At 60.4% G+C, this 18264-nt stretch carries 17 protein-coding genes; 9 read left to right on the top strand and 8 right to left on the bottom strand.

Annotated elements, in window-relative coordinates:
* Window positions 1-32: 32 nt before the first annotated feature.
* On the bottom strand, window positions 33-581 hold the full coding sequence (gene nudE, locus H9C73_RS12780) for an ADP compounds hydrolase NudE (protein WP_209288271.1): 549 nt from the start codon (window positions 579-581) through the stop codon (window positions 33-35).
* A 48-nt stretch (window positions 582-629) separates the two neighbouring features.
* Between nudE and yrfG the strand changes: the two genes are divergently transcribed.
* A complete protein-coding gene (gene yrfG, locus H9C73_RS12775; RefSeq protein ID WP_209288269.1) occupies window positions 630-1286 on the top strand; it encodes a GMP/IMP nucleotidase in 657 nt (218 codons plus the stop codon).
* The gene (gene hslR / locus H9C73_RS12770; RefSeq protein ID WP_209288267.1) at window positions 1283-1696 is read left to right on the top strand and encodes a ribosome-associated heat shock protein Hsp15; all 414 of its coding nucleotides are present in this window, start codon (window positions 1283-1285) and stop codon (window positions 1694-1696) included. The genes yrfG and hslR overlap by 4 nt, the downstream gene beginning before the upstream one ends.
* Window positions 1697-1700: 4 nt before the next feature.
* Here the strand turns inward: hslR and H9C73_RS12765 are convergent, their stop codons facing one another.
* Window positions 1701-2486 (bottom strand): phosphatase PAP2 family protein, encoded by a 786-nt coding sequence (locus H9C73_RS12765; protein WP_209288265.1) that lies wholly within the window; start codon window positions 2484-2486, stop codon window positions 1701-1703.
* 97 nt (window positions 2487-2583) lie between these two features.
* Between H9C73_RS12765 and hslO the strand changes: the two genes are divergently transcribed.
* Window positions 2584-3459 carry an Hsp33 family molecular chaperone HslO gene (gene hslO, locus H9C73_RS12760; protein WP_209288263.1) on the top strand — a complete coding sequence of 292 codons (876 nt, stop codon included), beginning with the start codon at window positions 2584-2586 and terminating at the stop codon, window positions 3457-3459.
* Window positions 3460-3651: 192 nt separating this feature from the next.
* On the top strand, window positions 3652-5199 hold the full coding sequence (locus H9C73_RS12755) for a phosphoenolpyruvate carboxykinase (RefSeq protein ID WP_209288261.1): 1548 nt from the start codon (window positions 3652-3654) through the stop codon (window positions 5197-5199).
* A gap of 59 nt (window positions 5200-5258) precedes the next feature.
* Here the strand turns inward: H9C73_RS12755 and H9C73_RS12750 are convergent, their stop codons facing one another.
* Both H9C73_RS12750 and ppx read right to left on the bottom strand, forming a co-directional pair.
* Entirely contained in the window at window positions 5259-6224 is a 966-nt protein-coding gene (locus tag H9C73_RS12750) for a hypothetical protein (protein ID WP_209288259.1), read from the bottom strand.
* The gene (ppx, locus tag H9C73_RS12745) at window positions 6224-7744 is read right to left on the bottom strand and encodes an exopolyphosphatase (protein ID WP_209288257.1); all 1521 of its coding nucleotides are present in this window, start codon (window positions 7742-7744) and stop codon (window positions 6224-6226) included. Before ppx ends, H9C73_RS12750 begins: the two co-directional genes overlap by 1 nt.
* Before the next feature lie 192 nt (window positions 7745-7936).
* Here ppx and trxA point away from each other — a divergent pair, with 192 nt between their 5' ends.
* The 4 genes from trxA to H9C73_RS12725 all read left to right on the top strand — a co-directional run bounded on the left by trxA (window position 7937) and on the right by H9C73_RS12725 (window position 12206).
* Window positions 7937-8263 carry a thioredoxin TrxA gene (trxA, locus tag H9C73_RS12740; protein WP_010321553.1) on the top strand — a complete coding sequence of 109 codons (327 nt, stop codon included), beginning with the start codon at window positions 7937-7939 and terminating at the stop codon, window positions 8261-8263.
* 215 nt (window positions 8264-8478) lie between these two features.
* Window positions 8479-9738 (top strand): transcription termination factor Rho, encoded by a 1260-nt coding sequence (gene rho / locus H9C73_RS12735; RefSeq protein ID WP_209288256.1) that lies wholly within the window; start codon window positions 8479-8481, stop codon window positions 9736-9738.
* A 186-nt stretch (window positions 9739-9924) separates the two neighbouring features.
* Entirely contained in the window at window positions 9925-11400 is a 1476-nt protein-coding gene (gene ubiD, locus H9C73_RS12730) for a 4-hydroxy-3-polyprenylbenzoate decarboxylase (protein ID WP_209288254.1), read from the top strand.
* A gap of 47 nt (window positions 11401-11447) precedes the next feature.
* A complete protein-coding gene (locus tag H9C73_RS12725; RefSeq protein WP_328797979.1) occupies window positions 11448-12206 on the top strand; it encodes an NAD(P)H-flavin reductase in 759 nt (252 codons plus the stop codon).
* A 57-nt stretch (window positions 12207-12263) separates the two neighbouring features.
* Here the strand turns inward: H9C73_RS12725 and H9C73_RS12720 are convergent, their stop codons facing one another.
* Genes H9C73_RS12720 through hemC form a run of 4 tightly spaced genes read right to left on the bottom strand, consistent with a single transcriptional unit; the run spans window position 12264 to window position 16555 of the window.
* A complete protein-coding gene (locus H9C73_RS12720; protein ID WP_209288252.1) occupies window positions 12264-13538 on the bottom strand; it encodes a heme biosynthesis HemY N-terminal domain-containing protein in 1275 nt (424 codons plus the stop codon).
* A gap of 4 nt (window positions 13539-13542) precedes the next feature.
* A complete protein-coding gene (locus H9C73_RS12715; RefSeq protein ID WP_209288249.1) occupies window positions 13543-14832 on the bottom strand; it encodes a uroporphyrinogen-III C-methyltransferase in 1290 nt (429 codons plus the stop codon).
* 15 nt (window positions 14833-14847) lie between these two features.
* Window positions 14848-15624: a uroporphyrinogen-III synthase gene (locus H9C73_RS12710; RefSeq protein WP_209288247.1), complete on the bottom strand. Its 777-nt coding sequence runs from the start codon at window positions 15622-15624 to the stop codon at window positions 14848-14850.
* Window positions 15617-16555, bottom strand: coding sequence for a hydroxymethylbilane synthase (hemC, locus tag H9C73_RS12705; RefSeq protein WP_209288245.1), 939 nt, complete (start codon window positions 16553-16555; stop codon window positions 15617-15619). The genes H9C73_RS12710 and hemC overlap by 8 nt, the downstream gene beginning before the upstream one ends.
* A 178-nt stretch (window positions 16556-16733) precedes the next feature.
* Here hemC and argH point away from each other — a divergent pair, with 178 nt between their 5' ends.
* The gene (gene argH / locus H9C73_RS12700) at window positions 16734-18131 is read left to right on the top strand and encodes an argininosuccinate lyase (protein ID WP_209288243.1); all 1398 of its coding nucleotides are present in this window, start codon (window positions 16734-16736) and stop codon (window positions 18129-18131) included.
* Window positions 18132-18264: the final 133 nt, after the last annotated feature.

Here is an 18264-nt window from a genome sequence, read left to right as displayed (position 1 = left end):
CTTTATGGGGTTGCTGTTTGAAAAAACAAGGCCTAGCGACCGGAACGCAGGCGGTGCTCGACCAGACACAGCGCGGCAATGGCACGACCTTCCGAAAACTCGGGCAACTCAAACAGCTCGTGCAGCTGGTTCATGGGCCAGGTCACCAGCTCAAGCGGTTCGGGCTCATCGCCTTCCAGCTTGTTGGCGAAGAGGTCACGTGCCAGCATCACCTCCAGTCGATGACCCATGTAGTTGGGCGCGGCCGTTAACTGGCGGACGTGCTCGATTTGGCGGGCACCAAAGCCGGCCTCTTCCTGCAGCTCTCGGTTGGCGGCGGTGGCGGCATCCTCGCCCGGGTCGATGAGGCCCTTGGGCAGGGTCAGTACATACTCTTCCAGCCCGGCGGCATACTCTCGGACCAGCAGGACTTCATCCCGGTCGTTGATGGCCACGATCATTACGGCGCCATTGCCGCCCGTGCGCAGCCGTTCGTAGCAGCGCTCGACGCCGTTACTGAAACGCAGCTCCATGGATTCGATGTGAAACAGCCTGCTGCTGGCCACCTTGGTCAACTTCAAAATCTCGGGCTTGGCGGTCATACTGGTATATCCGGAAACTGTAATTACCTGTCAGAGTGTTCACTGAATATGCTGGATTGGCAAGCCATAGATACCGTTCTGCTGGATATGGACGGCACCTTGCTCGACCTCCACTTCGATTCCCATTTCTGGCTGGAGCTGTTGCCCGAGCGTTACGCGCAGCACCACAGCCTTGAGCTGGAAGCCGCGCGCGACTGGCTGCATGCGCGTATCCGTGAAGAGCAGGGCGCGTTGAGCTGGTACTGTCTGGATTACTGGACGGAGCAGCTTGGGTTGCCGATCGCCCAGCTCAAACGCGAGATCATGGACCGGATCGGGTTTCGTCCCGGTGCCCGTGAATTTCTGCATGCCCTGCGTGCCAGTGGCCGGCGTACGGTCATCGCCACCAACGCCCACCGTGACAGTCTGGCCCTGAAGGTTGAAGTGACTGCCATTGATACCTATGTGGATGTGGTGATCTGCTCGCACGATTTCGGCTACCCGAAGGAGGAACAGGCGTTCTGGCAGTCCCTGCAGGCGGTCGAGCCGTTTGACCCGGCCCGCACGCTGCTGGTCGATGACAGTCTGCCGGTGCTGGCATCGGCTGAGCGCTACGGCATTGCCCACCTTTTGTCGATCACGCAGCCCGACTCGACGCAGCCGGAGCGCCAGATCGAACGTTTCCCCGCCACCAATGATTTCAGTGAGGTCATCAGAGCGCTATGAGCCACGCACACAAGCATTCGGAACCCCAGCACGGCAAGCCGTCCGTTCGGCTGGACAAGTGGCTGTGGGCGGCGCGCTTCTACAAGACGCGGGCATTGGCCAAGCAGATGATCGAGGGGGGCAAGGTGCACTACGAGGGCCAGCGCACCAAGTGCAGCAAGGCGGTTGAAGTGGGGGCGCTGATTCGTCTGCGACAGGGATACGAGGAAAAAACGGTCGAGGTACTGGCGCTGTCGGATCAGCGTCGGGGAGCGGCTGAGGCGCAGCAGCTATACCGCGAAACGGAAGAGAGTATTCGCGCCCGGGAGGCGCGTGCGCTGGCGCGGAAAACCCAGGGCAGCGCCCCTGATCATCGGCCGGACAAGAAAAGCCGGCGTGAACTGTTGCGGATCAAGGGCAGCTGGGACTGAGGGGCTAGCCCCTGAAGAAGGGCAGTCGACCCAGCAGCGGAATGCGACCCGCCAGTCGATAGAGCGGCCCCAGTATCCGCATCAAACCGCGATTGAGCCAGCCGGGCACGGGGGAAGCAAACGCCCAGGCCAGTGTCACCAGTGCCAGACTCAGGCCGCCCACCGCCGCATCGGTGAACCAGTGGGCACCGCCGAACAGGCGCGGCAGCATCAGAAATACGGCTACCAGTGTGGCGGCCAGCGTCCCCCATGAGCGGCGGTTGAACAGCAGGAACCCGAGCCAGACCATCAGCACGCTGGCATGGTCTCCGGGGAAACTGGTGGACGCACTGTCCTTGGCCGGGATCTCGGGCAGCTCGGTGCTGAAGCGGTAGGCCGGTTCGAGCTGAAGCGAGGGGCTGGGCCCGCTCAGGCCGGTTTCGACAGCATAGTCTGACAACAGCTCCCGCATCGGCAGCATGATGATCATCAACAGCAGAAAACCGGTAAAACCGGCCTGCAGCTGCTCACGTTTGAGCCCGAAGCCGGGGAAGGTCAGGAACAGCAGCATCACGACCGCTGACACCGCATCCAGTTCGCGGGTATTCATCCAGGCCCAGAACCGGGCCCAGATTTCGTGCGTAAACAGGGAACCGTTCAGGGCATAAAACACCAGGGTGTCCAGCGTGCGCCAGATGGCACGGCCCGTCTCGCTGACAAAACTGAACAACAGAATGGCGGCAAAGAGATGCATGGCGATCAGAACGGCTGGACGCCAGCGAGTGGAAAACACGGGCTCTGGGGTGATCATTACAGACTCGTTGGGCTAGAATTAGGGTTTGTCTATTCTAGCAACACTGCCTGGCCGACTCACCTGGCTGGGCCAGAAAACTCCGGGATACCCTTGCATGAGCAACCCTGATCAGATTCAACGCATACTTTTCGAGGATATCGATGTCCGCGGCATGGTCGCCGGGCTGGATGCCAGCTATCGAGAGGTATTGGCCCGTCACGATTATCCGCCCGTGCTGCAGCGTTTGCTGGGCGAAATGCTGGCGGCGGTTGCCATGCTCAGTTCCACGCTCAAGTTTGAAGGGCGTCTGCTGCTGCAGGCGCAGGGCGAAGGCAACGTAAAGCTGCTGATGGCCGAGTGTAATCACCACCATGGCCTGCGCGCGATCGCGCGCTATGAAGGCGAGGTCGCCGATGATCTCCAGTTCAACGAACTGCTGGAGAAAGGACGTATCGCGCTGACCATCGAGCCGCAAAACGGTCAGCGTTACCAGGGGGTAGTGCCGCTGGAGCACGCCACGCTGGGCGAGTGTCTGCAGGCCTACTTTGAACAGTCCGAACAGCTGGGCACTTCCATTCAGCTGGCGGCGGATGGACAGCGGGCCGCCGGGCTCATGCTGCAGGTCCTGCCGGCGGAAGGCACCGGAGAAGAAGACTGGTCCCGTGTCAGCATGCTGGCGTCTACACTGAGCGATGAAGAGCTGCTTTCGCTGGATAACGAGGCTCTGCTTTACCGTCTGTTCCATGAGGAAACCTGTCGACTCTATGAGCCGCAGGCGGTGGCGTTTGAATGTGACTGTTCACGTGAGCGCAGTGCCGAAGCCCTCAAGTTCATGAGCGAAAACGAATTAATGGCGATACTGGCGGAACAGAACGGCTCCATTGATGTGGGCTGTCAGTTCTGCAATCAGCAGTATCATTTCGATGAAACCGATATCCGGGCCCTGTTTCGTGCCCCGGGCTACCTTGATGAAGAAGGTCGAATGCATTGAGGAATCAGAAGGTTAGCAACGCCTGACCTGAGAATAATTCCTGTTTTGATTCGGATGGGGCCATACGGTCCCATTACGGCCCGTTTTGTGCAATAATGCGCCCCCAAAATTGACCCGAACTGCGTTGACCCGAACGCAGGTGCCTTTTTGCTTTCAGGTAATAGTTTGGCGAACAGCCAAGGGAATCCAGTAATGACCAAAGAAACCGTCAATAGCGTACACGTGAACCTCACTCCGGCCGAACTGGTTGAGCGTGCGGTTCAGCGTAACGAAGGTGTTCTGGCTGACACCGGAGCACTGGTTGTCACCACCGGGCAGCGCACTGGCCGCTCGCCGATGGACCGATTCATCGTGGAAGAGCCGAGCACGGCTGATGCCATCGAGTGGGGCAACATCAACCGTCCGTTTGACGCAGACAAGTTTGATGCGCTTTGGGCGCGGGTGGAAGAGTACCTGGCGGACAAGGAACACTATGTTTCCAGCGTTCATGTGGGATCTGACCACAACCACTACCTGCCGGTACAGATGACCACCGAAACCGCGTGGCAGAACCTCTTTGGTCTGAACCTGTTCATCCGTCCGCACGAGTACAACCCCAAGGGCAAGGAAGAGTGGCAGATCCTGAACGTAGCCGGCTTCCAGTGTGAACCCGAGCGTGACGGCACCAACTCCGACGGCTGTGTCATCCTGAACTTCGCCAAGCGCAAGGTGCTGATCGCCGGCATGCGCTACGCGGGTGAAATGAAGAAAGCAATGTTCTCCGTGCAGAACTTCCTGCTGCCGGAGAAAGACGTACTGCCGATGCACTGCTCTGCCAACATCGGTGAAGACGGCTCTACTACCCTGTTCTTCGGCCTGTCCGGCACCGGCAAGACAACCCTGTCCGCCGACCCTGAGCGTTACCTGATTGGTGACGACGAGCATGGCTGGGGCAAGGGCGTCGTGTTCAATATTGAAGGTGGCTGCTACGCCAAGACCATCAACCTGAGCAAGAAGAACGAGCCGATCATCTGGGATGCCATCCGTTTCGGTGCCATCGTGGAAAACGTAGTACTGGATGACGCTCGCAAGGCCGACTACAACGATGTATCCCTGACTGAAAACGGTCGTTGTGCCTATCCGCTGGATCACGTCAAGAAGCGCTCTGCCACCAATATGGGTGACGAGCCGGACTCCATCGTATTCCTGACCTGCGACCTGACCGGTGTTCTGCCGCCGGTATCCGTACTGAGCAAGGAAGCGGCGGCCTACCACTTCCTGTCCGGTTACACCGCGCTGGTCGGCTCTACCGAAATGGGCTCCGGTGGTGGTATCAAGTCCACCTTCTCCACCTGCTTCGGTGCGCCTTTCTTCCCGCGCCCGGCACACGTGTATGCCGAGCTGCTGATGAAGCGCATTGAAGAGTACGGCTCCCGTGTCTACCTGGTGAACACCGGTTGGACCGGCGGTTCCTACGGTGTGGGCGAGCGCTTCAGCATCCCGACCACCCGTGCCATCATCAGCGCCATTCAGAGCGGGTCACTGAAAGACTGCGATACCGTTCAGCTGGACGGCATCAACCTGGCGGTACCGACCGAAGTACCGGGTGTGGACACCGGTCTGCTGAACCCGCGTGACACCTGGGCGGACAAGGCTGCCTACGATGCGGCAGCGGCTGATCTGGCGAAGCAGTTCGTGGACAACTTCACCAAGTTCGACGGTGTCTCCGAAGAGATCGTTGCAGCAGGCCCGAAAGCCTGAGTGTGAGTCCGAACGCTTGATAAAACGCCCTGCATTGCAGGGCGTTTTTGTTTCCGGGCTCAGGGTCTGGCCGCAACGGAGCGAACCAGCCAGCGTTGATGGTTCAGTCGTTTCATAAGCCGGCTGATCACGCCGATCAGGAGCAGCGCAAAGGCGATGCGCGCCCATAGAATACCGCTCAGGTCGGCCCCGATCAGCATGACCAGCAGAGTATCCTCAATCAGGCTGTGGCAGATTCCCAGCAGACTGATGGACGCAAAGATGTCGGCCGGCTCGATATCGCCGCGCTCGGCTTCACGGATCAGCAGACCGCCGCCATAGGCAAGGCCAAGCGTCATGCCGATCAGTGTGATGGAGAGGGCACCCGGTGCGATGCCGATCAGCTTCAGCAGCGGGCGCAACATCCACTCCAGCAGGCGCTCAATCCCCAGCAGCCGCAGCAGTCGCAGTGCGGTCATCAACAGCACAATCACCAGCGCGGTCCACGCCAGTGTTTCAAGCTGAGCCAGCCCCCAGCTGAGCCAGTCATCCTGTTGCGCCTCGGGGCTCCAGGGCAGCGGCGCGACCTGTTGCAGCGAATCGGTCAGCCGATAGCTGTGGTGCAGCAGGACACCCAGCAGCAGCCCGCTGCCGATGCGCAGTACCAGTTGCGGCAGCAGTCGACAGCCCGCCTTCTGGGCTACCCTCAGTTCCACCGGCAGATTATGTGCGCTCAGCAGGAGTGTGCCGAGTATGGTTACCTGGGCCAGCGTCCACTGGTCGGTCCCTGTGGTTGAAAAGAAAATGACCACTCCGGTATAGATGTTGGTCAGCATGGCGCTGGCCCAGATCAGACCGGCTTCAGGCGGCAGCCCCATCCAGCTCATGACCGGCGCAAAGGCCGCGCCCAGCAGCTCGGCGGCCCCCAGTTCGGTCAGGATTTTGACGATCAGAATGGCCGGCACCATGATCTTGAACAGGGTGATGATCACCTTCCAGCTGTCGGCGAGAATCTCGCCACAGCCGCGACGCAGCCGCTCCAGCATCACTGGAACTTGAGCTTGAAGTCGATGTTGCGCAGGTAACCGGCTTCCTGCTCCAGATCGGCGCGGGTCAGCGGATGGTGCATCAGCCAGCCGGGCGGGAAGGTGAGGTCCAGCTTGTTGCCGTCCACCTTCAGTGTGAAGGCGGGCAGGCGGGCCTTGCTGCGGCTGCGATGCATGATAACGGCGAGCCGCAGCAGCAGACACAGGTAGCGATAGGGCTGGCGCAGAGCAGACGGGAGCTGGCGGTAATCGTCCTTGGGAAACTTGCGTCGATGTCCTCGTACCAGAAAGGCCAGCAGTTGCTGTTCAAGCTGGGTAAAACCGGGCAGGTCGGAGTGGTGCAGCAGGTAGGCGCTGTGCTTGTGGAACTGGCTGTGGGCGACGGCCAGGCCGATTTCATGGCTGCGGGCTGCCCAACTGAGCATCTCATGGTAATCGCTGCTGTCCAGACCCCAGTCATCTTTCACCTGTGCCAGTGCAATCAGGGCCGTGGCCTCGACCCTTGAGGCCTGTTTGCGGTCTACGTGGTAGCGACGTGCCAGCGCCGTGATGGTGCGCTCACGCACATCTTCGTGGCGCAGGCGTCCAGCCATGTCGTAGAGCACGCCTTCACGCAGGGCACCGTCCGAAAAGCTCATGCTGTCGATGCTCAGGGATTCAAACAGGGCGATCAGGATGGCAACACCGGCCGGGAGAACGGCACAGCGCTCGGGCTTCACCCCGTCGATCTCGATCTTGTCCGTGCGGCCCTGTTCGATCAGATAGGCGCACAGCTTTTCCAGCGCCTCTCGCGTAAGCAGTTCCGTGCTGTACCCCAGCGACAAACAGGCCTGACGCGCGGCTTTCACGGTACCGGAGGCGCCGACACTGCTGTCCCAGCCCAGTTTGCGATAATCACGGCGGATCGACAGCAGCTCCTGCAGCGCCGCGGTACGCGCCTTCTGCATGGCGCTTTCGGTAATGGCACCATCGGCAAAAAACAGGTCGGTATAGCTGACACAGCCCATATGCAGGCTCTCACAGACACGAGGCTCAAAGCGTTCGCCAATAATGCATTCGGTACTGCCGCCACCGATGTCCACCACCAGACGGCGGCCGGTATCATCGGCCTGAGTATGCGCCACGCCCAGATAGATCAGGCGTGCCTCTTCGCGTCCGGCAATCACCTCAACCCGGGTGTTCAGCAGTGCCTCGGCTCGCTCGATGAAAAGATCCCGGTTGGCGGCACGGCGCAGGGCATTGGTGCCCACTACACGAATGGACTGTCGCGGCAAGTCCTGCACTCGCTGGGCAAAGCGGCTGAGACATTCAAGACCCCGCGCCATGGCCTCCTCGGTGAGGCAGTCCTGCTCATCCAGACCGGCCGCGAGCTGCACTTTCTCGGACAATACATCCAGCGTGTTCAGCTCCCCGGCAAACAGACGTGAAACAATAATGTGGAAGCTGTTCGACCCCAGATCGATGGCGGCAAGCAGAGAAGCCTCCGAGGCGGGGGTGCTGGTTGGATCTTGGGCGTGCATCAAGCGGTGTCCTCATCTGGCGAATGCGGTCTGACCCCACAAAATACCGCTAAGGGGGGCGGCCGCGCTACCCCCTTTTCGTGACATCGAAGGCCTGTAGGGGGATCCGTCCTCGAATCTGGCAGTCATGTGTAGCAGGTGTTATCATCGTGCACTGTTTCTAACGCACCTAGTGCACTGGAGAATCTATTCATGAGTGAAAATATCGTCAATGTAACTGACGCCTCCTTTGAGGATGACGTGCTCAAGGCCGATGGCGCCGTACTGGTAGACTACTGGGCCGAGTGGTGCGGACCTTGCAAGATGATCGCCCCGGTGCTGGAAGAGATTGCCAAGGAATACGATGGCAAGCTCAAGGTCTGCAAGCTGAATATCGACGAGAACAACGAAACACCGCCGAAATTCGGTATCCGTGGCATTCCCACGCTGATGCTGTTCAAGGGCGGCAACGTGGAAGCCACCAAAGTCGGTGCGCTGTCCAAGTCTCAGCTGGCCGCTTTCATCGACGCTAACCTCTAAGTGTCGACCCGATGTAAAAACGCAGCCCTGATGGCTGCGTTTTTCGTTTGGGTGCTGGACAGTCTCGAGCTTACCTTTTATAGTAGCTCTACTTATCGGCCCGGCGTGCCATTGCCAAGGCCTCAATAGCTGTACCTTAATCAATTACATATTCTTCCGACTAACCGTCCGGTTACCATCCGTAACCAGCCAGTTGTGGCTGCTTCCTGAAAACTATGAATCTTACCGAACTGAAACTGAAAAGCGTTCCGGAACTCCTGGAAATCGCGACCGAAATGGGCCTCGACAACATGGCCCGATCCCGCAAGCAGGATGTCATCTTCGCGATACTGAAGCGACATGCCAAAAGCGGTGAGGACATCTACGGCAACGGCGTATTGGAAATTCTGCAGGACGGCTTCGGCTTTCTGCGTTCCGCCGATTCATCCTACCTGGCCGGCCCGGACGACATCTATGTGTCCCCCAGTCAGATTCGTCGCTTCAATCTGCGCACCGGTGACACCATTGCCGGTAAGATTCGCCCCCCCAAGGATGGCGAGCGCTACTTCGCACTGCTGAAGGTCAACGAGATCAACTATGACCGCCCGGAGAATGCGAAGAACAAGATTCTGTTCGAGAACCTGACACCGCTGTTCGCGCAGGAACGTCTGCGCATGGAGATCGGTAACGGCAGTACCGAAGACCTGACAGCCCGCGTGATCGATCTGGTCTGCCCGATGGGCAAGGGTCAGCGTGCACTGATCGTGTCACCGCCCAAGGCGGGTAAGACGCTGATGCTGCAGAACATCGCCAACAGCATCACGCGCAACAACCCCGAGTGCTACCTGATCGTCCTGCTGATCGACGAGCGTCCCGAGGAAGTGACCGAGATGCAGCGCACCGTGCGCGGCGAAGTGGTTGCGTCCACCTTTGACGAGCCGCCGTCTCGCCACGTGCAGGTTGCCGAAATGGTGCTGGAGAAGGCCAAGCGCCTGACCGAGCACAAGAAGGACGTGGTGATTCTGCTCGACTCCATCACCCGTCTGGCGCGTGCCTACAACACCGTGATTCCGTCCTCCGGCAAGGTCCTGACCGGTGGTGTGGACGCGCATGCACTGGAGCGTCCCAAGCGTTTCTTCGGTGCGGCCCGTAACATCGAGGAAGGCGGCAGCCTGACCATCATCGCGACCGCGCTGGTTGATACCGGTTCCAAGATGGACGAAGTGATCTTCGAGGAGTTCAAGGGCACCGGTAACTCCGAGGTGCATCTGGATCGCAAGGTGGCCGAGAAGCGTGTCTTCCCGGCGATCAACATCCGTCGTTCCGGCACCCGTCGTGAAGACCTGCTCACCTCCGAGGAGGAGCTGCAGCGCATGTGGATTCTGCGCAAGCTGCTGGATCCGATGGAAGATGCGGCAGCCACCGAATTCGTGATCGACAAGCTGAAGGACTTCAAGACCAACGACGAGTTCTTCCTCTCGATGAAGCGCAAGTAAGCGTCTGCATCGCTCGGTGTGAACCGAACGGATCGAAAAAGGGTAAGCTGAGTCTTACCCTTTTTTATATCAAAAGGGCGTGTATACCGGACGGCCTGTGCGGTACGCTTTCAGGCCGCCATTCAGGCCTGGCGCGGAAGGCGCCGTGTTCAGCCGCAACGGCGGCACAGAGGAAAGAGCCAACTGATGTCGACACCCAAATACAAGGATCTGCGCGACTTCATCCAGATGCTGGAGGCGCGTGGAGAGCTGAAGCGGATCAGCATGCCGGTTGATCCGGTATTGGAAATGACCGAAATCTGTGACCGGACGCTCCGGGCAGGCGGGCCCGCACTGCTGTTCGAGAACCCCAAAGGCTATGACATGCCGGTGCTGGGCAACCTGTTCGGCACCCCTGAGCGGGTGGCGCTGGGCATGGGCGAAGAGTCCGTACATGCGCTGCGTGACGTCGGCAAACTGCTGGCACAGCTGAAAGAGCCGGAGCCGCCGCGCGGCATGAAGGATGCCTGGGACAAGCTGCCGTTGTACCGACAGGTGCTCAACATGGGCCCGAAAAGGGTGCGGCGCGCACCCTGCCAGGACGTGGTGCTGGAAGGGGACGATGTGGACCTGTACCAGATTCCCATCCAGACCTGCTGGCCCGGTGATGCCGGTCCGCTGGTGACCTGGCCCCTGGTGATTACCCGCGGACCGGACAAGCCGCGCCAGAACCTGGGGATCTACCGACAGCAGCTGATCGGGCGCAACAAGCTGATCATGCGCTGGCTGGCGCATCGGGGCGGTGCGCTGGACTTCCGTGAGTGGAAACAGGCACATCCGGGCGAAAAATTCCCGGTGGCGGTGGCACTGGGGGCCGACCCGGCCACCATTCTGGGCGCGGTCACCCCGGTGCCGGATACCCTTTCCGAGTACGCCTTTGCAGGCCTCCTGCGTGGCGGCAAAACGGAGGTGACCCAGTGTATCGGCAGCGACCTTCAGGTGCCTGCCAGCGCGGAAATTATCCTGGAAGGCTACATCGATCCGGATGAAATGGCCGATGAAGGCCCCTTCGGTGACCATACCGGCTACTACAACGAGGTGGATCGTTTCCCGGTGTTTACGGTGGAACGCATTACCCGCCGCAAGGATGCGATCTATCACAGCACCTACACCGGACGGCCGCCGGATGAGCCCGCCGTGCTGGGTGTGGCGCTGAACGAAGTGTTCGTGCCCATTCTGCAGAAGCAGTTCCCCGAGATCGTTGATTTTTATCTGCCGCCCGAAGGCTGTTCCTACCGCATGGCGGTGGTCACCATGAAAAAGCAGTACCCCGGTCATGCCAAGCGCGTGATGCTGGGGGTCTGGTCGTTCCTGCGTCAGTTCATGTACACCAAGTTCGTCATCGTCTGTGATGACGATGTCAACGCCCGCGATTGGCAGGATGTTATATGGGCGATCACCACACGTATGGACCCGAAACGGGACACGGTGATGATCGACAATACCCCGATCGACTACCTGGACTTCGCTTCGCCGGTCTCGGGCCTGGGCTCCAAGATGGGGCTGGATGCCACCAACAAGTGGCAGGGTGAAACCGACCGTGAGTGGGGCGAGCCGATTCAGATGGATGCGGATGTGAAGCAGCGCATCGACGACATTTGGGACCAATTGGATATTTGTTGAACCCAACCAGCCGGGGGCAAGCTGCAACCCGGCCAGGGAGTAAAAACGTGTTCCCCGTAGACAAGAAACATTGTGACATTACCGGATTCGAAGCGCTGAACCATGATGTGTACCGGGTGCGCCTGCGCCTGGAGACCAGCGACAAGGACAACATGCACTTTTGTGCCGGCCAGTATCTGGACCTCTGCCTGCCAGAGGGCAAGAAGGCGTCGTTCTCCATCGCATCCGCACCGGATCAGGGGCGTGATCTGGAGCTGCACATCCGTGAAGTGCCGGGCAGCGAGTTCAATGCCATGATTCTCAACCACCTGCGCACGGAAACGGCGGTGAATGTGGAGCTGCCCAAGGGTGACTCCTGGCTGAGCATGAAAACCCTGTCGCCCGAGACACGGCTGATATTCGCTGCGGCCAGCACCGGCTTTGCCCAGATCAAGAGCATGGTTGAGCATCTGCTGGCCAATCAGGCGTCCAACCCCATCGACATTTACTGGGGCGCGCGCGTGGAAGCGGATATCTATCTGGAGAAGCTGCCGCAGCAATGGGCGCACGAGCATGCCAATGTGCGCTTCGTGCCGGTAGTGAGTGAGCCGGAAAACAGCCCGGGCTGGGAAGGTCTGACCGGCCTGATGCCCAATGTGCTGGCGGATCAGCTGGAAACGGTCGATGAAAATCTGGCGGTCTATGCCTGTGGCTCACCCGGCATGGTGCATGCGCTGGTGGATCGGTTGGAAGAGAAGGGTGTGAGCGAAGCGCAAATTCATTCGGATGTCTTTGCCTGGGCGCCGCGTCCCAAAAAAGAGGCCTGATCTACAGACAGGATTCGGCAATAAAAAAACGGGCAGCTCAGGCTGCCCGTTTTGGTATCAGTGGGATGCCGTTTCGGCCGCCGTATCGGCGGCTTCCGGCGAGGGCAGCGGCAGCGCCGGCAAGGCGCCGTTGTCGCGGATCAGCTGACTTTTCATCAACTGCTGCAGGCGCTCATGCTCGCCCAGATGCAGCAAGAGGCGCTTCAGCTCTTCAGCCGCTTCGGTACTCGGCTCGAGTTCTAGGCTGCGCTCGAAGTGTGTGATCGCCTTGCCCCAGCACTCGACGCGCATGTTGAGCCGACCCAGCGTCAGTTCCAGCTCAGCCGATTCAGGGTTACGCTTCAGCCAGCGCTGTGCCTGCTCCAGCTGCTTGTGCGGGTCCTGACCCTGCACCAGTCCGTAGAGGCGAACCAGCGCCGCATCCCAGCGTCGCTTGATCAGATCCAGCAGCACCGTTTCGGCTTCGCTCTCGGCACCGATCTGCCGCATCAGCTGGACATACTCGGCGGCCAGTTCAGGGTTACGCTGCAGTGCCTGCGGCACGGCCTGCCAGCTGCGGCTGAGCGTACGCAGTTGTTCCTGAGCGTCTGCACTCTCGGGCAGTGTCTGCAGGCACTGGTGCAGGCGGTTGCGGTGACAGAGCAGTTCAAGCTCTGCCAGGCTGTCCGCATCGGCAACCTGTTGCTTTTTCAGCTCCGGCAGCAGCTGGATCAGTGCCATCCAGTCTTCCAGCCGCAAATAGGTTTCTTTCAGCAGACGCAGCAGCTGAGTGTTGCGCGGTGCCTGACGGCGCAGGTTCAGCAGGTTGGCCAGGCTGGGTTCCAGCTGGCCACGTTCCAGCTGCAGCTCGGCCTGTGTCAGGCCAACGGCCACCAGGGTTTTCGGGCTGCTTTCACGGGCCTTGGCCAGCAGGGCATCGGAACCCTTGATATCACCCTGCTCGTGCGCGGCACGGGCGGCAGCCAGATAGTTGACCACGGGCAGGTCTGAACGCTCGGCGGCCTGGCTCAGGTAGCGCTGGGCTTTCCACCAGCTGCCTTCTGACAGGGCTGCCAGCCCTTTGAGAGTCTTGTTATGTGCCACACGGCGGTTACGGTTGCTGCGCCAGTGGCGAACCCGGTCGGTGGGCAGTCGCGCACTGCTGATCAGGTTCAGCAGCCAGTGGATCAGGGCAAAGCCGACAATCACCAGCAGCAACAGAACCCAGAGGCTTGTTTCTACTGTGGTCTGCTTGTAGGCCAGCAGCACGTAGCCCGGGTCCTGCACCATCATCTGGCCCAGCCAGGCCCCTGCAACCAGGAAAATCAGCAGGAAAATAAACAGCTTTTTCATGCCGTTAGCCCTCCTTCTCGCGCAGTGCCTGCATCTCCTGCAGGTATCCCTTGAGCGCGGTCAGTGAGCCGGAGATATCCGGCAATTCGGGCGCCACGTTAATCCCCTGGAGTTCATTCAGGCCGCGCAGCATGGCCTGGGTCGCCGCATCTTCGGGGTTGAAGTGGGTACCAATCCAGTCATGTGCCTTTTCCAGACTGGCGTTGTAGGCCTGCTGCTTGCGCTGCAGCAACGCCATCTGGGCCTGCTCCAGCATGAGGTGCAGGTTCTGTTGCAGGAAGAACGTCTGCTCCGGCGACATGAGCGGTTTGACCGGCTCATCATGGTGCTGAATCACGATCAGCTGCTCGAACTTGTTCATCGCCTGGTTCCAGCTGGCTTTCAGCCCTTCGCCCCAGGACTCCTCTACGCTTTCGGGGGTCAGTTCTTCCAGCAGTGACGGCAGCTGACGCTTGTCGGTGACTGGTGTGACGCGCAGTTCGCTGACCTGGCGGTTCAGAGCAGAGAGCTTGAGGAACATCCCTTCCGTATCCAGCCTGGGCACGGCCTCGAGGGCTGCAATATCGTCTGCCAGTGCCTTGCGGACGTCATACAGGGTGACATCATCCGTTTCACGCAGGATTTCGTCAGCGGACTTCAGCAGGTTGAGAGCACCGGAAGCGGTCTGCTCCATCAAAACGCGCTGGTTGGCCAGGCGCAGCAGGTATTCCACTTCTGCCAGCAGCCAGTCCTTGCGGCTGACTTCGGCGGTCGCGGTCACCTGTTGAATGCTGCGGGTGAGGCGGTCCTGAAGTTGGTCGATATTGGCCTTGTCCGCTTCTGCGCGGGCCTGAAGCTGTCCCAGTTCGCGGCTGACACCGGCGATGGCCTCGGCGGTTTCGGCACGTCCGTTGGCGATGGCGGTTTCGACCTGCTGGTTGATACGGGTCTGTTGCTGACTGTTAACTTGCTTCAGTTGCCAGCCTTCCCAGAACAGATAGGCGCCACCGCCCAGTGCGATGAGGGACAGTGCCAGCGCCAGTTTGCCGGGCCAGGTTGCGCCCTGACGGGGGGCGTCAGCTTGCTCCTGAGCAGGTGGCGTGGAGGTCGGGGGAACAGTTGCGCCGGCAGATGCCTGCTCGGAGGCATCCTGGGGAGCAGCCGTTGACTTGTCGTCTGCCTGCTCGGCGGCACCGGAGCTGTCCTGCTCCTGAGCCTGCTCGGGCTTCTGCTCGGCGTTGGTTTCAGTGCCGGCGTCATCGGGCAGCGAAGTCGAGTTGTCCTTGTCCTGTTGATCGTTGCGCTTGTCTTTCATGCCGTATTCCGGTTGTCATGCGGGTAGCAGGGCGTCAATCATGGACCGGTCGTCCGGTCCCTGGGCCACCCGGATTCGATTGAATCCCAGCGAACGGGCCAGCTCGGCAAGGCGGGCACTGGGAACGATGATCCTGATGTCGGTCGGGCGGGTATTGATGGATGCACAGAGCTCAATCAGGTTGTGCAACGCCTGACCACTGGTAATCAGCATAGCCGATAAGGGCTGTGCATAAATAGTACTTTGGATAAGCGCGGGCGGATGTGCCGGACAGGCGCGGCGATAAATATGGGCCAGATCGACCCGGGCACCGCGTTCGCGCAGGGTCTCGGCCAGCAGCGTTCGGCCCCCTTCGGCGCGCATGATCAGGACACGTGTGTCCGCCATGGACTGCATGGAAGGGTCAGCCAGCAGGGCTTCGGAGTCAAATCCGCCCTCGGCATGCCAGGCGGGCAGCCCAAGCGCGTTCAGGGTATCCGCCGTTTGCTGGCCGATGCCGACCCAGCGCACACCCAGTGGCAGTTGAGGCCAATAGGTATCGATCCAGTCAGCTCCGATGCGGGCGGCGTTAGGGCTGACAAAGATCACATCCCGGTAGAGGTCCAGATCCAGAATGCATTGCTTGCATTGCTGGTAATCGGCCGCGTCATCCTCGGTTGTGGGCCGAATGGTAAGCAGAGGCAGCGCGACGGGCTCGGCACCCAGGCGGCGCAGGGCATCTATCTGTCCCTGGGCCTGGTGCACGGGGCGCGTGACCAGTATGCGCTGGCCTGTCAGCGGCAGATCAGCCACGCTCCTGATAGACCTCGCGCAGGATCACGTCGGCGCCGGCGGCCAGCAGGCGGTCGGCCAGCGCGATGCCCATGGCTTCTGCATTGGCGCGCGGGCCACGGATCTCGTCGCGCAGTACACGTGTGCCGTCAGGACGGCCGACCAGCCCTCGCAGGTACAGCTCTTCCCCGGCGTCATCCAGTACGGCGTAGCAGCCGATCGGGACCTGACATCCACCTTCCAGGCGGCGGTTGAGGGCGCGTTCAGCCAGTACGCGGCAGGCCGTGTCCTCGTGATGCAGCGGCTTGAGCAGCTCAATCAGTTCCTGATCGTCGTTGCGGCATTCAATGCCGACGGCACCCTGTCCACCGGCGGGCAGGCTCTCTTCGGGCGTGATCTCTCGGCGGATGCGCTCATTCAGCTCAAGACGCATCAGGCCAGCGGTAGCCAGGATGATGGCATCGTACTGACCCTCATCCAGCTTGCGCAGCCGGGTTTGTACATTGCCGCGCAGGAACTTCACCTGCAGGTCGGGGCGGCGCTCACGAATCTGTACTTCGCGGCGCAGGGAGGAGGTACCGACGATGGCACCTTCGGGCAGCTCATCCAGGTCGTTGTACCGGTTGCTGACAAAGGCGTCGGTAGGGCGCTCACGTTCGCAGATTACCGGCAGCCCAAGCCCCTGCGGGAACTCCATGGGCACGTCTTTCATCGAGTGCACGGCAATATCGGCGCTGCCGTCGAGCAGGGCGTTTTCCAGTTCCTTGACGAACAGTCCCTTGCCGCCGATCTTGGCCAGCGGGGTGTCCAGAATCTTGTCGCCGCGTGATTCGATCTTGAGCAGCTCGACCTGAATGCCCGGATGGTGCCGTTCCAGCTCTGCCTTGACGTATTCGGCCTGCCAGAGTGCGAGCAGACTTCGACGGGTGGCAATGCGGATGGTTCGGGACATGAGCTTCTCCTCGTGCAGGCATAAGCCGCTGAAATGAAATAAAGCCGATTGTAACAGAAGGCCGCCAACAACGGCCAAATGCGCCAGAAGCAAGACTGATGTGGGGCAGGGTTGTTATAATCGAGCGCAAACAGACAGGGCCGCCAGATGGCCGCATCAGTAGCAGGAGATTCCCGGCATGAGCCAGAAGACCAATCAGCAGTGGGGTGGCCGTTTCAACGAGCCCACCGATGCCTTTGTTGCCCGTTTCACCGCGTCCGTCGATTTCGACCAGCGCCTGTACAAGCAGGACATTCAGGGCTCGGTGGCACATGCGCGCATGCTGGCCAAGGTCGGCGTGCTGACGGAAGACGAGCGTGATGCGATTATCCGTGGACTGGGCGAGATCCGTGTCGAAATCGAGCGCGGTGAATTCGAGTGGTCGGTGGAGCTGGAAGATGTACACATGAACATCGAGGCGGCGCTGACCAAAAAGATCGGCATTACCGGCAAGAAGCTGCACACCGGCCGTTCGCGCAACGACCAGGTCGCGACCGATATTCGCCTGTACATGCGTGACGAGATCGATCTGATCCTGGCGGAACTCAGCCGTCTGCAACAGGGCCTGCTGGATCTGGCCGAGCAGGAAGCCGATACCATCATGCCCGGCTTTACCCACCTGCAGACTGCACAGCCGGTGACCTTTGGTCACCATCTGCTGGCCTGGTTCGAAATGCTGAGCCGCGACTACGAGCGCTTCGCCGACTGCCGCAAGCGTGTCAACGTGATGCCGCTGGGTGCCGCCGCGCTGGCCGGAACCACCTACCCGATCGACCGCGCCTACACGGCCGAGCTGCTGCAGTTTGATGCGCCGGCGGGGAACTCGCTGGATGCCGTCTCCGATCGTGACTTCGGTATCGAGTTCTGTGCCGCGGCCAGCCTGCTGCTGATGCACATGACCCGCATGTCCGAAGAGCTGGTGCTCTGGACTTCGGCTCAGTTCAACTTTATCAATCTGCCGGACCGCTTCTGTACCGGTTCCTCCATCATGCCGCAGAAGAAGAACCCGGATGTACCCGAGCTGGTGCGCGGCAAGAGCGGTCGTGTCTACGGTCACCTGATGTCGCTGCTGACCCTGATGAAGTCCCAGCCGCTGGCCTACAACAAGGACAACCAGGAAGACAAGGAGCCGCTGTTTGACGCCGTGGATACGGTGAAGGGCTGCCTGCGTGCCTTTGGTGACATGGTGCCGGCGATCGAATCCCGCAAGGACGAGATGCGTGAAGCAGCGCTGCGCGGCTTTTCGACCGCGACCGATCTGGCGGACTATCTGGTACGCAAGGGCGTGGCCTTCCGTGATGCCCATGAAATCGTGGGACAGTCGGTGGCTTACGGACTGAAAACCGGCAAGGATCTGGGTGAAATGACGCTGGACGAGCTGCGCCAGTTCTCCGATACCATCGAACAGGATGTGTTCGAGGTGCTGACACTGGAAGGATCGGTTGCGGCACGTAACCATATCGGGGGAACTGCGCCGGACCAGGTGCGTGCCGCCGTGATTCGCGGGCGTGACCTGCTGGCCGCACGGGCCGACTGATCAGTCGAGCAGGATGCAAAGTACGGGTGCACCCCGGATCTGAAAAAGCCGCCCAGGGGCCACTGCTGTCCCATAAATGGCAGCAAATGAGAAAGCCTGAATCCAAGTGAGTAAAATGAGAGTGCGACCAAAC

The sequence above is a fragment of the Marinobacterium alkalitolerans genome (assembly GCF_017776525.1).
In the GTDB taxonomy this organism is placed as follows: domain Bacteria; phylum Pseudomonadota; class Gammaproteobacteria; order Pseudomonadales; family Balneatricaceae; genus Marinobacterium; species Marinobacterium alkalitolerans.
Note: the sequence above shows the minus strand (reverse complement) of the source record. Positions and strands in the feature narration are given on the sequence as shown.